At 35.1% G+C, this 16,749-nt stretch carries 19 protein-coding genes; 6 read left to right on the forward strand and 13 right to left on the reverse strand.

Annotation, left to right across the window (positions count from 1 at the left end; all coding sequences use genetic code 11):
• Positions 1-12 precede the first annotated feature (12 nt).
• The 3 genes from ACUXEY_RS06905 to ACUXEY_RS06915 all read left to right on the forward strand — a co-directional run bounded on the left by ACUXEY_RS06905 (position 13) and on the right by ACUXEY_RS06915 (position 3,647).
• Complete coding sequence (locus ACUXEY_RS06905) at positions 13-987, forward strand: ABC transporter substrate-binding protein (RefSeq protein ID WP_429600495.1); 975 nt, start codon at positions 13-15, stop codon at positions 985-987.
• Between the two features lie 7 nt (positions 988-994).
• Positions 995-3,031: a Fe(3+)-hydroxamate ABC transporter permease FhuB gene (fhuB, locus tag ACUXEY_RS06910; protein WP_461300354.1), complete on the forward strand. Its 2,037-nt coding sequence runs from the start codon at positions 995-997 to the stop codon at positions 3,029-3,031.
• A gap of 112 nt (positions 3,032-3,143) precedes the next feature.
• Positions 3,144-3,647 carry a DinB family protein gene (locus tag ACUXEY_RS06915; protein WP_144650119.1) on the forward strand — a complete coding sequence of 168 codons (504 nt, stop codon included), beginning with the start codon at positions 3,144-3,146 and terminating at the stop codon, positions 3,645-3,647.
• A gap of 65 nt (positions 3,648-3,712) precedes the next feature.
• Here the strand turns inward: ACUXEY_RS06915 and ACUXEY_RS06920 are convergent, their stop codons facing one another.
• The 7 genes from ACUXEY_RS06920 to ACUXEY_RS06950 form a co-directional block, all read right to left on the reverse strand.
• A complete protein-coding gene (locus ACUXEY_RS06920; RefSeq protein WP_166702950.1) occupies positions 3,713-4,405 on the reverse strand; it encodes an ABC transporter permease in 693 nt (230 codons plus the stop codon).
• Between the two features lie 28 nt (positions 4,406-4,433).
• The gene (locus ACUXEY_RS06925) at positions 4,434-5,306 is read right to left on the reverse strand and encodes a DUF4097 family beta strand repeat-containing protein (protein ID WP_461300355.1); all 873 of its coding nucleotides are present in this window, start codon (positions 5,304-5,306) and stop codon (positions 4,434-4,436) included.
• Positions 5,307-5,340: 34 nt separating this feature from the next.
• Positions 5,341-6,045, reverse strand: a complete 705-nt coding sequence (locus ACUXEY_RS06930; RefSeq protein ID WP_461300356.1) for an ABC transporter permease — start codon at positions 6,043-6,045, stop codon at positions 5,341-5,343.
• A gap of 34 nt (positions 6,046-6,079) precedes the next feature.
• A complete protein-coding gene (locus tag ACUXEY_RS06935) occupies positions 6,080-6,241 on the reverse strand; it encodes a hypothetical protein (RefSeq protein ID WP_074593614.1) in 162 nt (53 codons plus the stop codon).
• Complete coding sequence (locus tag ACUXEY_RS06940; RefSeq protein ID WP_461300357.1) at positions 6,234-7,157, reverse strand: ABC transporter ATP-binding protein; 924 nt, start codon at positions 7,155-7,157, stop codon at positions 6,234-6,236. Before ACUXEY_RS06940 ends, ACUXEY_RS06935 begins: the two co-directional genes overlap by 8 nt.
• 125 nt (positions 7,158-7,282) lie before the next feature.
• Complete coding sequence (locus ACUXEY_RS06945) at positions 7,283-8,218, reverse strand: HAMP domain-containing histidine kinase (RefSeq protein WP_461300358.1); 936 nt, start codon at positions 8,216-8,218, stop codon at positions 7,283-7,285.
• 1 nt (position 8,219) lies between these two features.
• Positions 8,220-8,912 carry a response regulator transcription factor gene (locus tag ACUXEY_RS06950; protein WP_461300359.1) on the reverse strand — a complete coding sequence of 231 codons (693 nt, stop codon included), beginning with the start codon at positions 8,910-8,912 and terminating at the stop codon, positions 8,220-8,222.
• A gap of 169 nt (positions 8,913-9,081) precedes the next feature.
• Here ACUXEY_RS06950 and ACUXEY_RS06955 point away from each other — a divergent pair, with 169 nt between their 5' ends.
• On the forward strand, positions 9,082-9,255 hold the full coding sequence (locus ACUXEY_RS06955; RefSeq protein WP_001293578.1) for a hypothetical protein: 174 nt from the start codon (positions 9,082-9,084) through the stop codon (positions 9,253-9,255).
• Entirely contained in the window at positions 9,256-9,450 is a 195-nt protein-coding gene (locus ACUXEY_RS06960; protein ID WP_001014310.1) for a YwbE family protein, read from the forward strand.
• Positions 9,451-9,489: 39 nt separating this feature from the next.
• Here ACUXEY_RS06960 and ACUXEY_RS06965 read toward each other — a convergent pair whose 3' ends face one another.
• Both ACUXEY_RS06965 and ACUXEY_RS06970 read right to left on the reverse strand, forming a co-directional pair.
• Positions 9,490-10,689, reverse strand: a complete 1,200-nt coding sequence (locus tag ACUXEY_RS06965) for a class I SAM-dependent rRNA methyltransferase (RefSeq protein ID WP_074593618.1) — start codon at positions 10,687-10,689, stop codon at positions 9,490-9,492.
• Positions 10,690-10,779: 90 nt separating this feature from the next.
• On the reverse strand, positions 10,780-12,570 hold the full coding sequence (locus ACUXEY_RS06970) for a cation:proton antiporter (protein WP_461300360.1): 1,791 nt from the start codon (positions 12,568-12,570) through the stop codon (positions 10,780-10,782).
• Between the two features lie 310 nt (positions 12,571-12,880).
• On the opposite strand from ACUXEY_RS06970, the gene isdG reads away from it, so the two are divergent.
• Positions 12,881-13,204, forward strand: a complete 324-nt coding sequence (gene isdG, locus ACUXEY_RS06975; RefSeq protein ID WP_461300361.1) for a heme oxygenase — start codon at positions 12,881-12,883, stop codon at positions 13,202-13,204.
• Between the two features lie 65 nt (positions 13,205-13,269).
• On the opposite strand, the gene srtB is transcribed toward isdG, so the two are convergent.
• From srtB to isdE, 4 genes are read right to left on the reverse strand one after another with little or no spacing between them, the layout of a single operon-like run.
• Complete coding sequence (gene srtB / locus ACUXEY_RS06980; protein ID WP_166702957.1) at positions 13,270-14,034, reverse strand: class B sortase; 765 nt, start codon at positions 14,032-14,034, stop codon at positions 13,270-13,272.
• Positions 14,035-14,065: 31 nt separating this feature from the next.
• The gene (locus ACUXEY_RS06985) at positions 14,066-14,836 is read right to left on the reverse strand and encodes an ABC transporter ATP-binding protein (protein ID WP_166702958.1); all 771 of its coding nucleotides are present in this window, start codon (positions 14,834-14,836) and stop codon (positions 14,066-14,068) included.
• Entirely contained in the window at positions 14,826-15,809 is a 984-nt protein-coding gene (locus ACUXEY_RS06990; protein WP_461300362.1) for a FecCD family ABC transporter permease, read from the reverse strand. The genes ACUXEY_RS06985 and ACUXEY_RS06990 overlap by 11 nt, the downstream gene beginning before the upstream one ends.
• 27 nt (positions 15,810-15,836) lie before the next feature.
• Complete coding sequence (isdE, locus tag ACUXEY_RS06995) at positions 15,837-16,718, reverse strand: heme ABC transporter substrate-binding protein IsdE (protein ID WP_166702960.1); 882 nt, start codon at positions 16,716-16,718, stop codon at positions 15,837-15,839.
• Between the last annotated feature and the right edge of the window lie 31 nt (positions 16,719-16,749).

Raw genomic sequence — 16,749 nt, forward strand, 5'->3', positions numbered from 1 at the left:
TGGGGGCAGAAGATGAAGAAAATTCTCAGTATTTTCATGGTAGTTCTTCTATTCGCTGTTGGATGCGGACAGCAAAAAGAGGAGAAAAAAGAAACAAAGACAGACGATAAGAAACAAGCTATAACAATTAAACACGCTGAAGGGGAAACAAAGTTAGATAAACCAGCGAAAAAAGTTGTTGTACTTGAGTGGGTATATTCAGAAGACTTATTAGCGCTTGGTGTTCAGCCAGTAGGGATGGCAGACATTAAGAATTATAATAAATGGGTAAATACAGCAACAAAACCAGGTAAAGATGTTGTAGATGTAGGGACACGTCAACAACCAAACTTAGAAGAAATTAGCCGTCTAAAACCCGATTTAATTATCACAGCTTCATTCCGTAGTAAAGCTATTAAAAATGAATTAGAGCAAATTGCACCAACAGTTATGTTTGATCCATCAACAAGCAATAACGATCACTTTGCTGAGATGACAGAAACATTTAAACAAATCGCAAAAGCAGTTGGAAAAGAAGAAGAAGGTAAAAAAGTATTAGCTGATATGGATAAAGCATTCGCTGATGCAAAAGCAAAAATTGAAAAAGCAAACTTAAAAGATAAAAACATCGCAATGGTACAAGCATTTACAGCTAAAAACGTACCAACATTCCGTATCTTAACTGACAATTCTACAGCTTTACAAGTTACAAAAAAATTAGGTTTAACAAATACATTTGAAGCTGGAAAATCTGAGCCAGATGGTTTCAAACAAACAACTGTAGAATCATTACAAAGTGTACAAGATTCAAACTTCATTTACATTGTAGCGGATGATGATAACATTTTTGACACGCAACTAAAAGGGAACCCTGCTTGGGAAGGATTAAATTTCAAAAAAGAAGACAAAATGTATAAATTAAAAGGCGACACTTGGATTTTCGGTGGTCCTGAGTCTGCAAAATCTTTAGCAACACAAGTAGCAGATGTAATGACAGCGAAGAAGTGATTACACGATGAATAGCTTACAACATACACTTCGAGCAAGTCTTGTATTCGGAGGAGGAGCATCTCTCTTGCTCCTCCTTTTCTTTATTCACATCGGACAAGGTCAAGCAAACATTTCCTATAGTATGATTATTGATGCTCTTATCTCACCGAATCAATCGCTAGAGCACCAAACTTTAATTATGCTTCGATTACCTAGAGCAGTAATTGCCATTTTAGCTGGAGGTGCCCTTGCTGCATCTGGGGTTATTTTACAAACGTTAACGAAAAACCCACTTGCTGAATCCAGTACAATGGGTATTCACTCTGGCGCATATTTCTTTCTAGTAGCGGCTACAATTTTCTTACCGAAAGGTCTGCAAATTCATTCACTTCTTTTCACATTTATCGGTGGTGCTATTACTGCTTTATTTGTGTACCGTATTTCTGGTGGAAAAAAGGGAACCCCACTTAGAATGGCACTAGCTGGTATGGTCGTTACATTAATGCTTTCTGCCTTTACTGGAACGATGCAGCTTTTCTATGAAAATGAAACTGCAGGTTTATTTTTATGGGGAGCTGGATCTCTTATTCAAAATAACTGGGATGGCGTTCAATTCGCTTTTCCATTTATCATTATTTCTTTCCTAGTTTTACTAGTTATATCTCGTAAACTCAACATTCTCTTACTTGGTGATGATGTTGCTGTTTCTCTTGGTGAAAAAACAGCAGTAACACGTCTTATCGCCTTCATTGCCGCAATCTTTTTAACAGCAGTAATTGTTACTGTCGTTGGACCAATTGGATTTGTCGGCTTAGTTGCACCACATTTAATGCGCCTTATTGGCTACCGTCAACACTTTACTCTTCTTCTCTCTTCTTTCTTATGGGGAGCAGTATTATTACTTGGAGCAGATGTTGCTGGTAGATTAATAGATCCAACCGGTGCAGAACTTCCTGTTGGAGCAGTCACGGCAATGATTGGATCACCTTGGCTTATTTATTTAGTGTATCGAATGATGAAATCGAAACAATATATGAATGATAACGGAGCGAATGCAGCGGGAGCTAGCTCCCGCTATTACTCTTATAAAAAGGTAATCATTATATCTATCACACTTTGTATTGTGACGATTGCTCTTGGTGTTACTATTGGTAGTAACGCTTATATCGAAAGCATTACAAATGTTATATCCAGTCAATTAACACAATTTGACAAAAACATGATGATGAACCTTCGTTTACCAAGAATGCTCGTTGCTGCTATTGCTGGCGCATGCCTTGCAATAAGCGGGCTTGTTTTCCAAGGCATATTACGAAACCCACTCGCCGACCCTTCTATCATTGGTATTTCATCGGGAGCTGGTGTTGGTGCTTTAACTATTATGTATGTCTTTCCCGCACTTCCTGGTTTCTTCCTACCAATTGGTGCATTTATCGGCGGATTACTTGCAGTTGGAATTGTCCTCTTTTTCTCATGGAAATCAGGATTTAGCCCAACAGCCCTTGCTTTAATAGGAATCGGTATTTCAGCTCTCGGCTCAGCGATTATTCAAATCTTTATTGTTAGAGCAAATTTGAACGTCGCAGCTGCCTTAACATGGCTATCTGGTAGTACGTATGCAAGAGGATGGAATCACTTAGAAAATATCATTCTATATCCATCACTTATTCTCGTACTCATTATCTTTTTCTTAATAAAACAACTTGATGTTCTCGTACTTGGAGACGATTTAGCAACGGGGCTCGGGCAACAAGTAAATAAAACACGCCTAGCTCTAATTCTGTTAGCAACACTACTTGCATCTGTAAATATCGCAGCTGTCGGTACGATTGCCTTTCTAGGTCTTGTTGCACCTCACTTAGCCCGAATCGTCGTTGGTATGAATCATCAAAGATTATTCGTTTGCTCCGCACTATTTGGAGCAATCCTTCTTTCCATTGCTGATTTACTCGGACGAACAATTGCATACCCGAAAGAAATCCCTTCTGGTCTCGTCGTTGCTGTACTTGGAGCACCTTATTTCTTATGGTTGATGAGGAAGAGCGGGAAGAAGGTTAATTAAAAAAGAGGCTTCTTATGTGAGAAGCCTCTTTTTTAATTCATTCTCATAAGCCTAAAGGAAACTATCTTTTTTTCACGAATTTAACCTATGAACATAACTAGGGGGGATAACAATGTATCAAACACTTAAAGGCTTCTTGCAATCATGGACATACGAGGCTGAGTCTACTCAAAAGATGCTCGATGCATTAACAGATGAATCTTTGTCACAAGAAATCGCACCTGGGCACTGGACGTTAGGCAGGGTTGCTTGGCATATCGTGACGGCAATTCCTGTTATACTATCTGGCACAGGGCTAAAGTTTGAAGGAGAAACAAAAGATTATCCTGTTCCAACTTCTGCAAAAACAATTGCAGATGAATACCGTAAAGTGAACGCGGCTTTCGTTGAAACACTTCAAAATAAATGGACTGATAAAGACTTAGCTACTATTAACGACTTCTTTGGTCGTCCTATGCCGAATTCTATATTTTTAATGACACTTATTAATCATCAAAATCACCATCGTGGACAAATGACAGTTTTAATGCGACAAGCTGGCTTAACAGTCCCTGGCATATATGGTCCTGCAAAAGAAGAATGGGCTGCGGCTGGAATGGAAGCTCCTAAAATGTAACTACAAAAAAAAGACAAGGTGTTTACACATCTTGTCTTTTTCTGTAACTTGTTTCATGTGAAACTTTATAATACATCTTCCTTCTCTATATTTTTAATTCCGTAATATGCAATCACACCTCCAATTGCTGCAAGTGCTAGTTGAAGGGGAAGAAAAGTTGCTGTAGAAAACATAGGAGTGTTATTAATTGCAATTGCTACAACGATAAGGGATGAAACAATTGTAGTTGGCACTGAACGTTTACGCATTCCGAAATATAATGGGATTAAACTCATTCCCGCAGTTGCAATAGCTAAAGGAACCAATTTTATTCCTTCTTGCATCAATTGATCTACTGTAAGTGGATTAGGAAGAATTGAGAAATAGTTATCTATCCCCAAAAACACTCCTACTACTAAAAGATTAGATAAAATGACCGTTATAAATGTTAATATTGCTGTAATAGCCAACTTACTAATCATCATTTTCTTTCGGTTAATTGGATAAGAAAACATAAGTAGTATTGTTTTATTTTTATATTCACTAATTATTAATCTTGAGATTAACACACTACCAAAAATAAGAAATGTTGCTCTTACTAATGTACTAGCCGCTAACAAAATCATCTGCGGATCTCTTATTTCTGGATCTCCTTCTATTTGAGAAATAATGCTCATAGAGATCAATAATGCCAGTATAGCGATATTTGCAATAATCACTCCCCTTACATACCATCCAAGCTTAAACTTCTTCATTTCTAGCTTCATAAGACGTAGCATGCATGATCGTCCTCCTTCCATTTAAAATTTAATCGATATAAATTACCCCTGTTTTACTTAAAATCTCCACTTTGTTTTTTGCATCACCAATAGTTCCTTCTTTTATCTTTTCTGTATTTTTATCTTTCTTAAGTCCTTTTAAATCTATCATTACGTCAGACGAATTACTTTTAGCCGTAAGTTTCAATGAAGCTGGAACACCTTTATATCTTACGCCAATATCTCCTGATTTTGTTTCTACAAATAACGATTTTCCTTCTTTCATATCTTTCAGTAATACTTCACCGGATGTTGAAGTGATGTTCATATTTTCGTTTTTTATATTTTTCACATAATTATCGCCAGTAGTAGAAGTTATATTTACTTCTTGTAACGAACTATCTTTTAACATTAAATCTCCACTTTCGGATGTGAATTCACCCTTATCTGCCGATAGTCCTACAATCATTTCATCTCCAGACTTACTTTTTGTCACGATATTTTTCACTTCTATATCCCTTATTTTCACATCACCCGATTTATTATTTAATACAATTCTATCTATTTCTTTCTTCGGAATAGCTATAGATATACTGTTTTTCTTTCTAAACGTAAAACCATTAAAGAATCTGTTCATTTTTTGCTTTTGCTTAATCACAACTTTATTTCCTTCATGTTCTATTTCGACGGGATCTATCTCTTTATCTAATTGTTGGCCTTGAGCCGAAATTACTATTTTGTTAGCGTCTGTACTTTTCAACTCAATATCCCAGTTTTCATTATCCACTTCTATTTCTTTTATATGATTTATCTCAAAAGACTTTTCTTTCTTAAAATCTTTCCCCTGAAATACCTTAAAACCAAAGACCACACTAGCAATTGTCAAAAATAATATTGCAATTACTATTATTTTTTTCACCATTCATACCCCAGTTCGTTTTTGTTTTAGGCTTGCTTCACGCCACATCGATCTTGTCGATTTTACGAAACGATAGATAACTAATGAAAATCCCTAATAAACAGAGCACAATTGGGATAGCTATAAAATCAAACATACTTACTTGATTGCTTTCAGGCCCAACGTTACCACTAATCAGCATGCCAATTATTACTGCTGAAGTAATCGTTGTCGGTGTCGATTTCTTTCTCATTCCAAAAAATAAAGGAATTAAACTTATACCAGATATCATAAATGCACTTATAATAGTAGCTGGAACGATAGCTATTATTTCGCCTATCGTAGCAGGTGTTTCAATCAACCCCATCATTGGACTCACAAAATATACGAGCAAACTAATAATGAAAGTAGCGACAATCGTGCTCACAAAACAAAAACAAAAAACAATTGTTAATTTCGCCCTCATTAGCATTTTCCTTTGCAGCGGATACATAAATGATAGTTGGATCGTTTTGTTCTTATACTCATCAATTACTAAACGCGATAAAATGATCGAACTAAAAATAATGAATGTTATCCTAATAAAAATATTTGCTAAAGCCATGTTCTGTGTGAAGTCAGAGAAAAGCATGTCTCCCTCAGCTTTCATTCCCAATGCCATAAGGCTTACTACAGCGAAAATTGCTATAATACAAATTGCTACACTTTTAAAGTAACTAGATAATTGATGTTTTTTCCACTCGAGCTTCATTAATCTAAGCATACAAACCACTCCTCCACGCTTTATATAACTGCCTCTACGCTGCTAACATTCTAATTCCAGCAGTAACGAAGCTTAACATTCCTATTACTATTAGAATTAATAACCATTTCCGCTCAGGTTTTCTATAATATAAAATCCCACTTATGAACATTACGATCAATCCACTTACTAGATTCACTAACAATCCATTAAGCATGAATGCCCTCTCCATCCATTACATTTAAGAAATATTCTTCTAAGGAACTATGTTTTTTATTAATACTTTCAATTTCTACATCGTTCATAATAAGTGCTTTTGAAATGGCTTGCTGAGAAACTGCCGTATCATACACACGAATCATATTTCCGCTCATTATTTTATAATTTTTTATGCCAAGTTTATCTTCTAAAATATAAGCTGCACGCTTCACATCAGGAACGGTAATTTCAATGTACTCTGTTTGTTTTCCGTTAATACTCTTCATTGAAACTTCTTTTATTAGTTTTCCATTTTGAATTACACCAATTGTATCCGCCATTAGTTCCATCTCACCTAAAATATGACTAGAAACTAATAATGTAATGCTATATTCTTTGCAGAGCATTTTAAATAAGTCTCTTAATTCTTTAATACCAATTGGATCTAAACCGTTAATGGGTTCATCTAAAATGAGTAATTCTGGCTTTGTTACGATTGCCCTTGCAATACCGAGTCGTTGTTTCATTCCTAATGAAAAATCTTTTACTTTTTTATTATCTATACCTTGCAGCTTCACTAAATGTAAAGCATGGTCAATTGCGTTTTTATCGTAATAGCCCATATATTCACAATGTAATTCTAAGTTTTCTTTCGCCGTTAATTTATCATAAAAGATTGGATATTCAATAATCGTCCCCATTCTCTTTAATACTTCATAAGATGTATCTGTTAACTTCTCACCGAAAATTTCAATCTCACCGCTCGTCGGTTTTATTAAATTTGTAATCATTTTCATAATCGTTGTTTTACCAGCACCATTCGGTCCTAAGAAACCGTATATCTCTCCTTTTTTCACATGCATGTTAACGCTAGAAATAACTTCTTTCCCTTTAAACACTTTCGTTAACTGATTCGTTTTTAATATATATGTCATGTCGTTTTCTCCTCTCGCACTACTTTATATTTCTATAATAGACAATGGAAATCTCTTTTTTCTTACCCATTCCTTACAAATTCCTTACGCTGAAAAAAAGCTTGTAGAATCTAATTCTCTACAAGCTAAAACAGCATCTTTTTTAATACAACTGTAAAAATCGTTTTTTCATATGGCTTACTAGAAAGATGTATTTTTCCATCCATCGCTTCCACAAGCCTTTTCGTAATCGTTAACCCTAGACCGCTTCCTTGGTACAATCTATTTCTGGAATCTTCAAGTGTGTACATACGCTCAAATACTTTATCAATATGAGATTCATCAATTCCTTTCCCTGTATCCCATACATCTATATACACACTCGCTTCATCATCTCTTAACGTCACACCGAGTGTCTTTCCATCGTCTCCATATGTAATTGCATTTGATATTAAATTATTCAATACTCTACCTAATACTTCTACATTTCCAAGTGCATATATATTTTTTTCTGGTATATTAATATGAACTTGAAACCCTTTCGTCGTCACTAAATCATAAAAAGATAAAATTTTCTCACGACAAACTTCATTCATATTTACTTTTGTCATCTGAATTGCCTTGTCACCAGATTCTAGTTTTGCTAAATCAAAAAACTTATGAATCAGTTCCATGACTTCTAGCGTTTTCACATGTACCTTTTCAAGTAATATTTGCTGTTCTTCTTTGTTCATCGTTTTATCCTTATTTAACATTTCTGTATATCCAAGAATAACTGTTAGTGGCGTCTTTAAATCATGTGAAATATTTGAAAGCATTTTTCTCATCGAAATTTCTACTTTCGCATGATCTGCATTCGTTTTCTGTTTTGCATCTAATAATTGATTAATTGCCACTAATAATTTTTGCAATTCTAGATCATCTGTCATAACGAGTAACTTCTCGCCTGTTTGTTCATTTACAATACTTTCTAACTTTTCATATGTGTATCTTAAATTTTTGCTACTGTTTTTCCTCATTTTATATTGTATGTAAATGACACATAACAATATAAAAACAATACCTATTAACAAATTGACCATATTACATCACTTCCAACTTATAGCCGATGCCCCATAACGTTTTAATGTATTCTGGATTAGATGGATCACTTTCGATTTTCTCACGCAATCTTCTCATATGAACATTAATAACGTTATCGTCACCGTAATACTCTTCGTTCCAAATTAGCGTATATATTTGCGCTTTTGTAAATACACGATTTTGATTCTTTACAAACAGTTTTAGAATCTCAAATTCTTTTAAAGTAAGTTTGAGAGGATTCCCGTTTTTTTCCACAGTAAAATTAGTTAGATCAATCGTTAAATCACCAATTTGAATCATCTTTTCTGTTGTTTCTGTAGCCGAATATTTCGTAGATCTCCGAATGCTCGCTTTTACACGTGCAGCTAATTCAATCATAGAAAATGGCTTACAAATGTAATCATCTGCTCCAAGTCCTAATCCAACAGCTTTATCAACATCTGTATCTTTTGCCGACATCATTAAAATCGGGACAGCACTTTTTTCTCGAATGATTCGCACAACCTCTAAGCCATCTAGCTTTGGCATCATAATATCGAGAATAATTAAATCAAATGAACCTTTTAAATATGTGTTCACGCCCTCTTCTCCATCAGACGCGATTGTTACTTGAAAGCCTTCTTTTATTAAATACTTTTCCACCATCTCTTGAATTGAGATGTCATCTTCAACTAATAAAATATGATGTGACATATGTCTATCCCCTTTTTTGCAAACATTAACATATCAATTGTATCGCAACGAATGAATGCTGAAAACAATTATATGAATTTTCAAACCAACTTCCCTTCCTTCCTTAACAATGATATGATGAAATTCACTACGATTGTTCATAATTAACTTTATATAAAGGAGACTTATCATGTCAGAAAACAAAAAAGTAAGCTTAGCTGATTTAATGCGCGAACAACTTGCAAAGAAAAAGCAAGGTAACGGTAATGGTCAAAATGCCAAAAACCAAAGCCAAGAAACAAAAAAATTACAAAACCAACAAACAAAGAAAACAAACAACCAACGTAGACGTACAGGTGTATAAATGAACGGACAAAAACGTTCTAATATCGCACCCGGCCTTGAAGTTGATATTGTATTAAAACAAGATCAACGCACGGGCAAACTAACACGTGGAATTGTAAAAGATATTTTAACAAACTCCCCTTCCCATCCGCATGGCATTAAAGTGCGATTGCAGGACGGGCAAGTAGGTAGAGTACAAAATATCGTTCAATAAGAAAAGGAGCTCAAGTAAAAGCGAGCTCCTTTTTCTTTATTACCCTTTAATTTTCTCGATGAAAACTACTTTTAAATAGTCTCCTTCTTTAAATTGATCAATGGTACGGAAATCTTCTGGTAATGAATGTTCTTCTAATATTTTATATTTGCCATTCATTTCTTTAAATGCGGTATCGATAAAGCCTTTAAACTTTTTCATATCGAATGCGCTACAATTTGTAGAAGCAACGATAATCCCGTTATTTTCTGTAATGGCAATCGTTTCTTTTAATAAGTTTTTATAATCTTTCGCTGCACTAAATGTATATTTCTTTGAGCGTGCAAAGCTTGGAGGATCAAGTACGACCATATCAAATTTCATCTTTTTCTTCGCTGCATATTTGAAGTACAGAAAGACATCTTCTACAATAATATCTTGCGCTTCATAATCAACTTCATTTACACTAAACTGCTCAATCGTTTTACTTAAACTACGATTTGCAAGATCCACACTCGTCGTTTTGCTCGCTCCGCCAAGCGCTGCAAATACGGAGAAAGCACCTGTATAAGAGAACATATTTAACACGGTTCTTCCCTTTGCATACTTATCACGAATTTGTTTTCGAACGTTACGCTGATCTAAAAATACACCAACCATCGCTCCGTCATTTAAATAAACAGCAAAGTTCACACCATTCTCTTTTACGATAAGCGGGAACTCACCACGCTCTCCTACTACGAAATCATCGCCTTCAATGTATTTCCCTTTCGTATCAAAACGCTTTTTTTCATAAATCCCTTTAAAATTTGCTACTTTTTGAAGAGCTGCTATAATCTCATCTCTGAAAGTATAAATTCCTTCACTATACCAACTTACTACGTAATAGCCATCATAATAATCGATGATTAAGCCACCAAGACCATCACCTTCACCGTTTAGGGCGCGGAATGCTGTCGTATCACTTGATTTGTAAAATTGCTTTCGTTTATGTAAGGCAGATTTTATTTTACTTTCAAAGAAAGATTGATTAATTTGTTCACTCTCTTTTCTCGTTAAAATCCAGCCGTATCCTTTATTTTGTTTTCCATAATAGCCTTTTCCGATGAATTGGTTCTTCTCATCTACTACTTTAATGATTGTTCCTTCTTCCTGAACATCATTTAGATTTTGAATCGCATCTTTTAAAATAAGCGGATATCCACTTTTAATTTCTTTTATAAATTTCGGTTTTATTTTTACAGTTACTTCTGATCGCATATAATAACTTCCTTTCCATTTGCATGCTTTCTCTTTAGGAAGCATTTAAAAAACGAGACTGAAAAAACAGCCTCGTTTCACTATACCATATTATTGCTTTGCTAGTACAACTAGCTCATCACCTGGCATGACAGCTATATATTTATACAATGTTGAAAAGGTAAGACTACCGTCACTATGACGAACAAATAATATTACTTCCTCAGAATCGCTCTCTTCTTTATTAATTTTTTGTTCTTCCACAACTTGTATCGTTTTAAAAGTATAACCTTCTTCAATCTTTTTATTTAACTCTTCATAAATTTCATTTTGACCAAACAGTAAATGCGCTTTTTTCGAAAGAGAAATACGCTCTTGCTCAATTTTCCCCACATCATGGATTGGAAGTAAAAATGTATTATGATGTCCAAACTGCGGAACATACGTATTTGCAACCAAGACGTTATATGAATCCGTATCTGTTACAGCGATCAAGTATTCATACTGGTTCATATCCACTTCAAATTGCAGCTGTTCTGAGAGTACTTGGCCATTATATGTATTAAGCCCTTTTACCTTTGCACATTGTAAATGTTCTTCAGATACATCTACAATTAAGCTCGGAACACCCATCTCTTTACAATGCAATGCAAAAGCAGATGAGAATGTACTCGCACCTGAAATTAAAATTCCCGGTGGCTCCGTATTGGCCAATCCTAATTTCTTCGCTAAAAATCCAATTGAAAATCCGTGAGCACAAACGGTCGTAATAACGAGTGCAAATGTAAGTGCTGTTAATATAGAAGCATCTTTATAACCTTCTTGTAATAACTCCGTCGCAAAATAACTAGAAACAGTTAATGCAACAATACCTCGCGGCGCAATCCAGCCAACTAACGCTCGTTCTGATTTTGTTAATTCTGTTCCGATTGTCGATATCCAGATTGATAAAGGACGTACAACAAATAGCATCATAAGTACAAAGCTTATAATAGGCCAGCTAAAAATCTCCATAATAGTTGTCCTTGGAAGCGATGCTGTTAGTATAATAAAAACTGTTGACGTTAATAGCACTGAAATATTTTCGTTAAAATGACGAATATCGCCGATAGAAGAAATATATTTCTTCATCCTCGCAAGCGTAATCCCCATTACTGTTACAGCTAACATACCTGTTTCATGCATCACTTCATCTGCAATACCGAAACATAATAGTACCGTAACAAGCAAAATCGGTGCCTTTAAATATTCTGGTACTTTTCCCTTTAAAATCATATAACTCATAAAAATACTAAACACATACCCAAGCACCATTGCAAATAACGAACCTGCAAAGAAATACAGCAACGTATGTAATTGTACACTTTCTTTCGTTAAGAAATTTACAATTTGAAATGCAAATACAGCAAGCAAAGCTCCAAATGGATCAACAATAATACCTTCCCATTTTAAAATTGCAGCTGTCCTTGGCTTTAATCGCGCTTGGCGTAACAACGGAATAATTACCGTTGGACCTGTCACAATAAAAAGACCTCCAATAATAAATGCAACTGCCCAATCTAATCCAGCAACGTAATGAGCTGCAAGCGAGCCAGCAATCCAAGCAATAAACGCACCAAACGTAACGATACGAAATACTGGTTTTGATAGTCCCCTCAGTTCACGTATATCCAAACTTAAACTACCCTCAAACAATATAATCGCAACAGAAAGTGATACGAGTGGACTAAAAACATCTCCAAGCACCTCTTTCGGATTAATAATACCGAAAACTGGACCAATTAATAATCCAGCAACTGCCATTACAACAATAGCTGGAAGCTGGAAGCGCCATGCAGTCCATTGCGAAGCAATACCTAACGTAATAATAATAACGATACTAAGTAAAAGTGATTCGACCATAATACCCTCCTTGTTCATAGTATTGCGACAGCAAAGTATAAACCATACTTTGCTTCTACATATTTCCAATTGATTCTATTTACATAATATATAACCAAGTTAAATATACAGTCAACACCTTCAACAGAGGGATACTGCACTTACATAAAGTGAAACTTTAATCCGTAGGGGTTTATTAGCCTACACCAATCGTAATAAAAAAATATTATCATAATTTAAGATAATCATTGACAATGATAATGATTTTCATTATCATTTAATGTATATGAGTTCTCGAAAATAAAGGCTACATTTAATAGGAGGAATAAACATGATTATTGTTACAAATACAGCTAAAATTACAAAGGGTAATGGACATAAATTAATTGATCGTTTTAATAAAGTAGGTCAAGTCGAAACAATGCCAGGCTTTTTAGGATTAGAAGTGCTTCTAACACAAAATACAGCTGATTATGATGAAGTAACAATTAGCACACGCTGGAATGCAAAAGAAGATTTCCAAGGTTGGACGAAGAGCCCAGCATTTAAAGCTGCTCACTCACATCAAGGTGGAATGCCAGATTATATTCTTGATAATAAAATCTCTTACTATGATGTGAAAGTTGTACGTATGCCAATGGCTGCAGCACAGTAAACATATCTCTTTTTTAAAGTATAGAATATGAGAAGCGTTACCACTTCTCATATTCTATACTTTTTTTACTGTCTTTTTACTAGTTTCGCATGCACAACTAACCTTCCTGCTTCCGGATCAAGCGCATAGTCACACGTCGAAAGTGTTACGATTTGATCGCTTGCTGTCAATTTTGTATCTGTTTTGTACAGCGATTTTCCTTGAATTTTCTCCAAAAATGATGTGTATTCCGTTTCACTGCTAAAATCCGTTTCAATGTAATAAAATTCAGTTGTTGTTGTATACACCGAGAACACTTCAAGATCATATCCTTCAAATAATGTATCGTAATATAATTTACGATGTGACATGAAGAAATCTTCATCTAACATTTTCTTTAAACTTCCAAACATAGAACCATCTTTCATACGGTGACCATATAAAATCGTATTGCGATTTTGAGATTTCACATCATTACGATAGTCCATAAAGATGCTTCCTGCTCTCATATCTTCACCTTTATAATTACGAAATAAATAGTAATCATTGTCTTTCGCTTGAACGATTGGATAATTAATTTGTGTATCGTCCATCGTAATCCATCCAACTATTTCTTCGTTAATTTGTTGCAGAGCTTTGAACTGTTTACGCACTTCCCCGTCTTGTGATTGCTCTTCCATCGGACTTTCTTCATAAATATTTTGTGCTTCGGCCATTACTTTACGATTTTCATAGTAATCCATGAAAATATCACCTAATTCATATACTGAATAGAAAAAGGTACCTAAAAAAACAACTGTAAGTATTCGTTGAAAAAAAGAATTCTTCTTCCGTTCTTTTTTACTACTCAAATTATCACCTCAAAACGGATTGTTCACATATTTAAATACCCATTGGGACCATATACAACCCTGTATCTTCATCTTGCTTTACAACGACATCTACACCATATATCGTCTTTATCATACTTTCTGTCACAACATCATTCGGCTTACCTTTCGTAACAATCTCGCCATCTTTCATAACGATGATATGATCACTATAGCGAATCGCCTGATTAATATCGTGTAATACCATAACAATCGTCAATCCATGTACTTCATTTAACTCTTTTACTAGCTCTAATATTTCAAGTTGATAATAAATATCTAAATAGGTTGTCGGTTCATCTAAAAAGAGCATTGGTGTTTTCTGAGCTAACGTCATAGCAATCCAAACACGTTGTCTTTCTCCACCGGATAAAGCATGAATCTCTTTATCACGTTTACTTAGCAAATTCGTACATGCTAAAGCCCTTTCGATCGCGTCTCTATCTTCATCAGTTTGCGAGGAAAAAATATTTTTATGAGGCATACGACCAAAACTTGTTAATTTCTCTACCGTCATATCTGCCGGTGCTTCATTTTGTTGATGGACAACAGCCAATTTTCTAGCAAACTCTTTCGGTTTATATTGGCTAATCGCCTTTCCATCCAGTATTACCTCTCCGCTACGAGGATCGTGATTTCTTGACATCACGCCAAGTAATGTCGATTTCCCGCAACCGTTTGGACCAATAATTGTTGTAATTTTACCAATTTCTATTTCACTACTAACCGACTTTAATCGATCTGTTACATTATCATACGAAAAGGTTACATTTTTAATTTCCATGAACTTTATCACTCTTTCTAAGCAAGAATATTAAGAATGGGCCACCAATAACTGCCATAATCGTCGCCGCTGGAATTTCGTTAGGTGGCACAATTAACCTTCCAATTGTATCCGCAGTCAAAATTAATAACGCTCCTGCAAGAGCAGAAAATGGAATTAATACTTTATGATCTGAACCGACTAGTTGTCTTGAAATGTGCGGAACGAGCAATCCTACGAAAGCAATAACACCTGCAATCGCTGTTGATACTGCCGCTAAAAGTACTGCAATAGCAGAGATAATAAGACGAACTCTCGTCACGTGCAAACCTAAGTTTTTCGCAGTCTTATCTTGTAACGATAATAGATTACACCAAGCTCCTACAAACAGAGCAAGAATAAGGCCAATTGTTCCATACGTAACCATTATTTCTACATCGCCCCACGTCTTCATCGTTATGTTAGAAGTCGTCGTTTGCTTAATACTCTTAATGAAATATCCGCAAATCGTAATGAACGATTCATTTAATCCAGTGAACATCGCATTAATAGCTATACCAACTAAAATAATGCGAAGTGGACTTAACCCTGACTTCCACGAAAATGCATAAACGAGATAACATGCGAACGCACCACCTAAAAAGGCGAATACTGGTGTCCAGAAAAAGAATTGCGGGAATAACGTAATAATAATAAGTGTCATAAAACTTGCCCCTGAAGATATACCGATTACGCCAGCATCAGCAAGTGGATTTTTCATAACAGCTTGAAAAAGCACACCTGAAACAGCAAGAGCCGCCCCAGTGAACAGCGCAATAATAATACGCGGGAAACGTAAATCTTTAATTACTTCAACATCTTCATTGGTCCCTATAAATATCCCTTGCACAAGGTCCACTATTCCTATTTCTAAACTCCCTTTCATTGCTGACAATGATGTCATAACAATAAGTAATACAGTAACAATGAAGAAACTCCAAGTTTTTTTATTCATTCCACTCTTCCTTTATATAAAAATGCATCACGGATACATCATTTTCTTCAATTCATCTAACGCTTCAATTGCTTCTAAATTTCCTGTCGTTCCAAATAAACGCTCTTCTAAATCGTAAACACGATTATTTTTAACTGCAGCGAAGTGTTTCCAAATATCATTTGTTTTAAATTCTTTATCAAACATTTTTACAACTTCATCAGGCATACCATGTGCTGCTCGTAAAATAATGTCTGGATCTGCTTTTTTTAAATACTCTGTATTAGAGGCTAAATACTCTACTTGCTCACCTTGTACAATGTTTTTACCACCTAATTGCTTCACTAAATCTCCAATGTAAGAATGCTCTGTCGCTACTAAATAACTCCCCGGCACACCTAATAAAATAAGTACTGTCGGTTCTTTCTTTCCTTTTACTGCTTTTTTTATATCTGCAATCTTATTATCTAACTTCGTTACAACTGCTTCAGCTTGTTTTTCACGCCCATATTGCTTACCTAAATTACTAATGGAATTCTGCATATTTTTTAAGCTAGTTAAGTCTACAAAGTTTGCTTTCATACCTACACCATCAAAAACTGGCTTTAATTCATATTCAAGTGTTGTCACAGATAATACTTCTGACGGCTTTAATGATTTTACCTTTTCCATATCAGGACTCATCGGATTCCCGACTTCAGGTAACCCTTTATATCTCTTTGGTAAATCTTTCGTACTCGTTGGAACACCAACTAAATCTACTTCTAACGCATCCATAATTTCAGTAATAGCGACTGTCGTGGCAACAACTCTCTCTTTGCTCTCACTCTTCACCTGTTTTGCTGCTTCTTTTTTGGGCGTCGAGCATCCAGCTATACTCACTAATAAAATGATAGCCATTAGTACACTAGCAATTTTCTTCACTCTCAATCACCACTCCTTTCCAAACAATATGAAACAA

The organism is Bacillus sp. F9_6S_D1_P_5 (assembly GCF_054823925.1).

Bases quoted from the DNA above. Each gene is read 5' to 3' on its own strand.
- ACUXEY_RS06950 (WP_461300359.1), bottom strand. From the start codon at position 8,912: ATGTCACATCATATTTTATTAGTTGAAGATGACATCTCAATTCAAGAG.
- fhuB (WP_461300354.1), top strand. From the start codon at position 995: ATGAATAGCTTACAACATACACTTCGAGCAAGTCTTGTATTCGGAGGA.
- ACUXEY_RS06930 (WP_461300356.1), bottom strand. From the start codon at position 6,045: ATGCTTAGATTAATGAAGCTCGAGTGGAAAAAACATCAATTATCTAGT.
- ACUXEY_RS06915 (WP_144650119.1), top strand. From the start codon at position 3,144: ATGTATCAAACACTTAAAGGCTTCTTGCAATCATGGACATACGAGGCT.
- ACUXEY_RS06965 (WP_074593618.1), bottom strand. From the start codon at position 10,689: ATGCGATCAGAAGTAACTGTAAAAATAAAACCGAAATTTATAAAAGAA.
- ACUXEY_RS06970 (WP_461300360.1), bottom strand. From the start codon at position 12,570: ATGGTCGAATCACTTTTACTTAGTATCGTTATTATTATTACGTTAGGT.
- ACUXEY_RS06925 (WP_461300355.1), bottom strand. From the start codon at position 5,306: ATGGTGAAAAAAATAATAGTAATTGCAATATTATTTTTGACAATTGCT.
- ACUXEY_RS06935 (WP_074593614.1), bottom strand. From the start codon at position 6,241: ATGCTTAATGGATTGTTAGTGAATCTAGTAAGTGGATTGATCGTAATG.
- ACUXEY_RS06905 (WP_429600495.1), top strand. From the start codon at position 13: ATGAAGAAAATTCTCAGTATTTTCATGGTAGTTCTTCTATTCGCTGTT.
- isdG (WP_461300361.1), top strand. From the start codon at position 12,881: ATGATTATTGTTACAAATACAGCTAAAATTACAAAGGGTAATGGACAT.
- ACUXEY_RS06940 (WP_461300357.1), bottom strand. From the start codon at position 7,157: ATGACATATATATTAAAAACGAATCAGTTAACGAAAGTGTTTAAAGGG.
- ACUXEY_RS06955 (WP_001293578.1), top strand. From the start codon at position 9,082: ATGTCAGAAAACAAAAAAGTAAGCTTAGCTGATTTAATGCGCGAACAA.
- ACUXEY_RS06920 (WP_166702950.1), bottom strand. From the start codon at position 4,405: ATGCTACGTCTTATGAAGCTAGAAATGAAGAAGTTTAAGCTTGGATGG.
- ACUXEY_RS06985 (WP_166702958.1), bottom strand. From the start codon at position 14,836: ATGGAAATTAAAAATGTAACCTTTTCGTATGATAATGTAACAGATCGA.
- ACUXEY_RS06960 (WP_001014310.1), top strand. From the start codon at position 9,256: ATGAACGGACAAAAACGTTCTAATATCGCACCCGGCCTTGAAGTTGAT.
- ACUXEY_RS06945 (WP_461300358.1), bottom strand. From the start codon at position 8,218: ATGGTCAATTTGTTAATAGGTATTGTTTTTATATTGTTATGTGTCATT.
- ACUXEY_RS06990 (WP_461300362.1), bottom strand. From the start codon at position 15,809: ATGAATAAAAAAACTTGGAGTTTCTTCATTGTTACTGTATTACTTATT.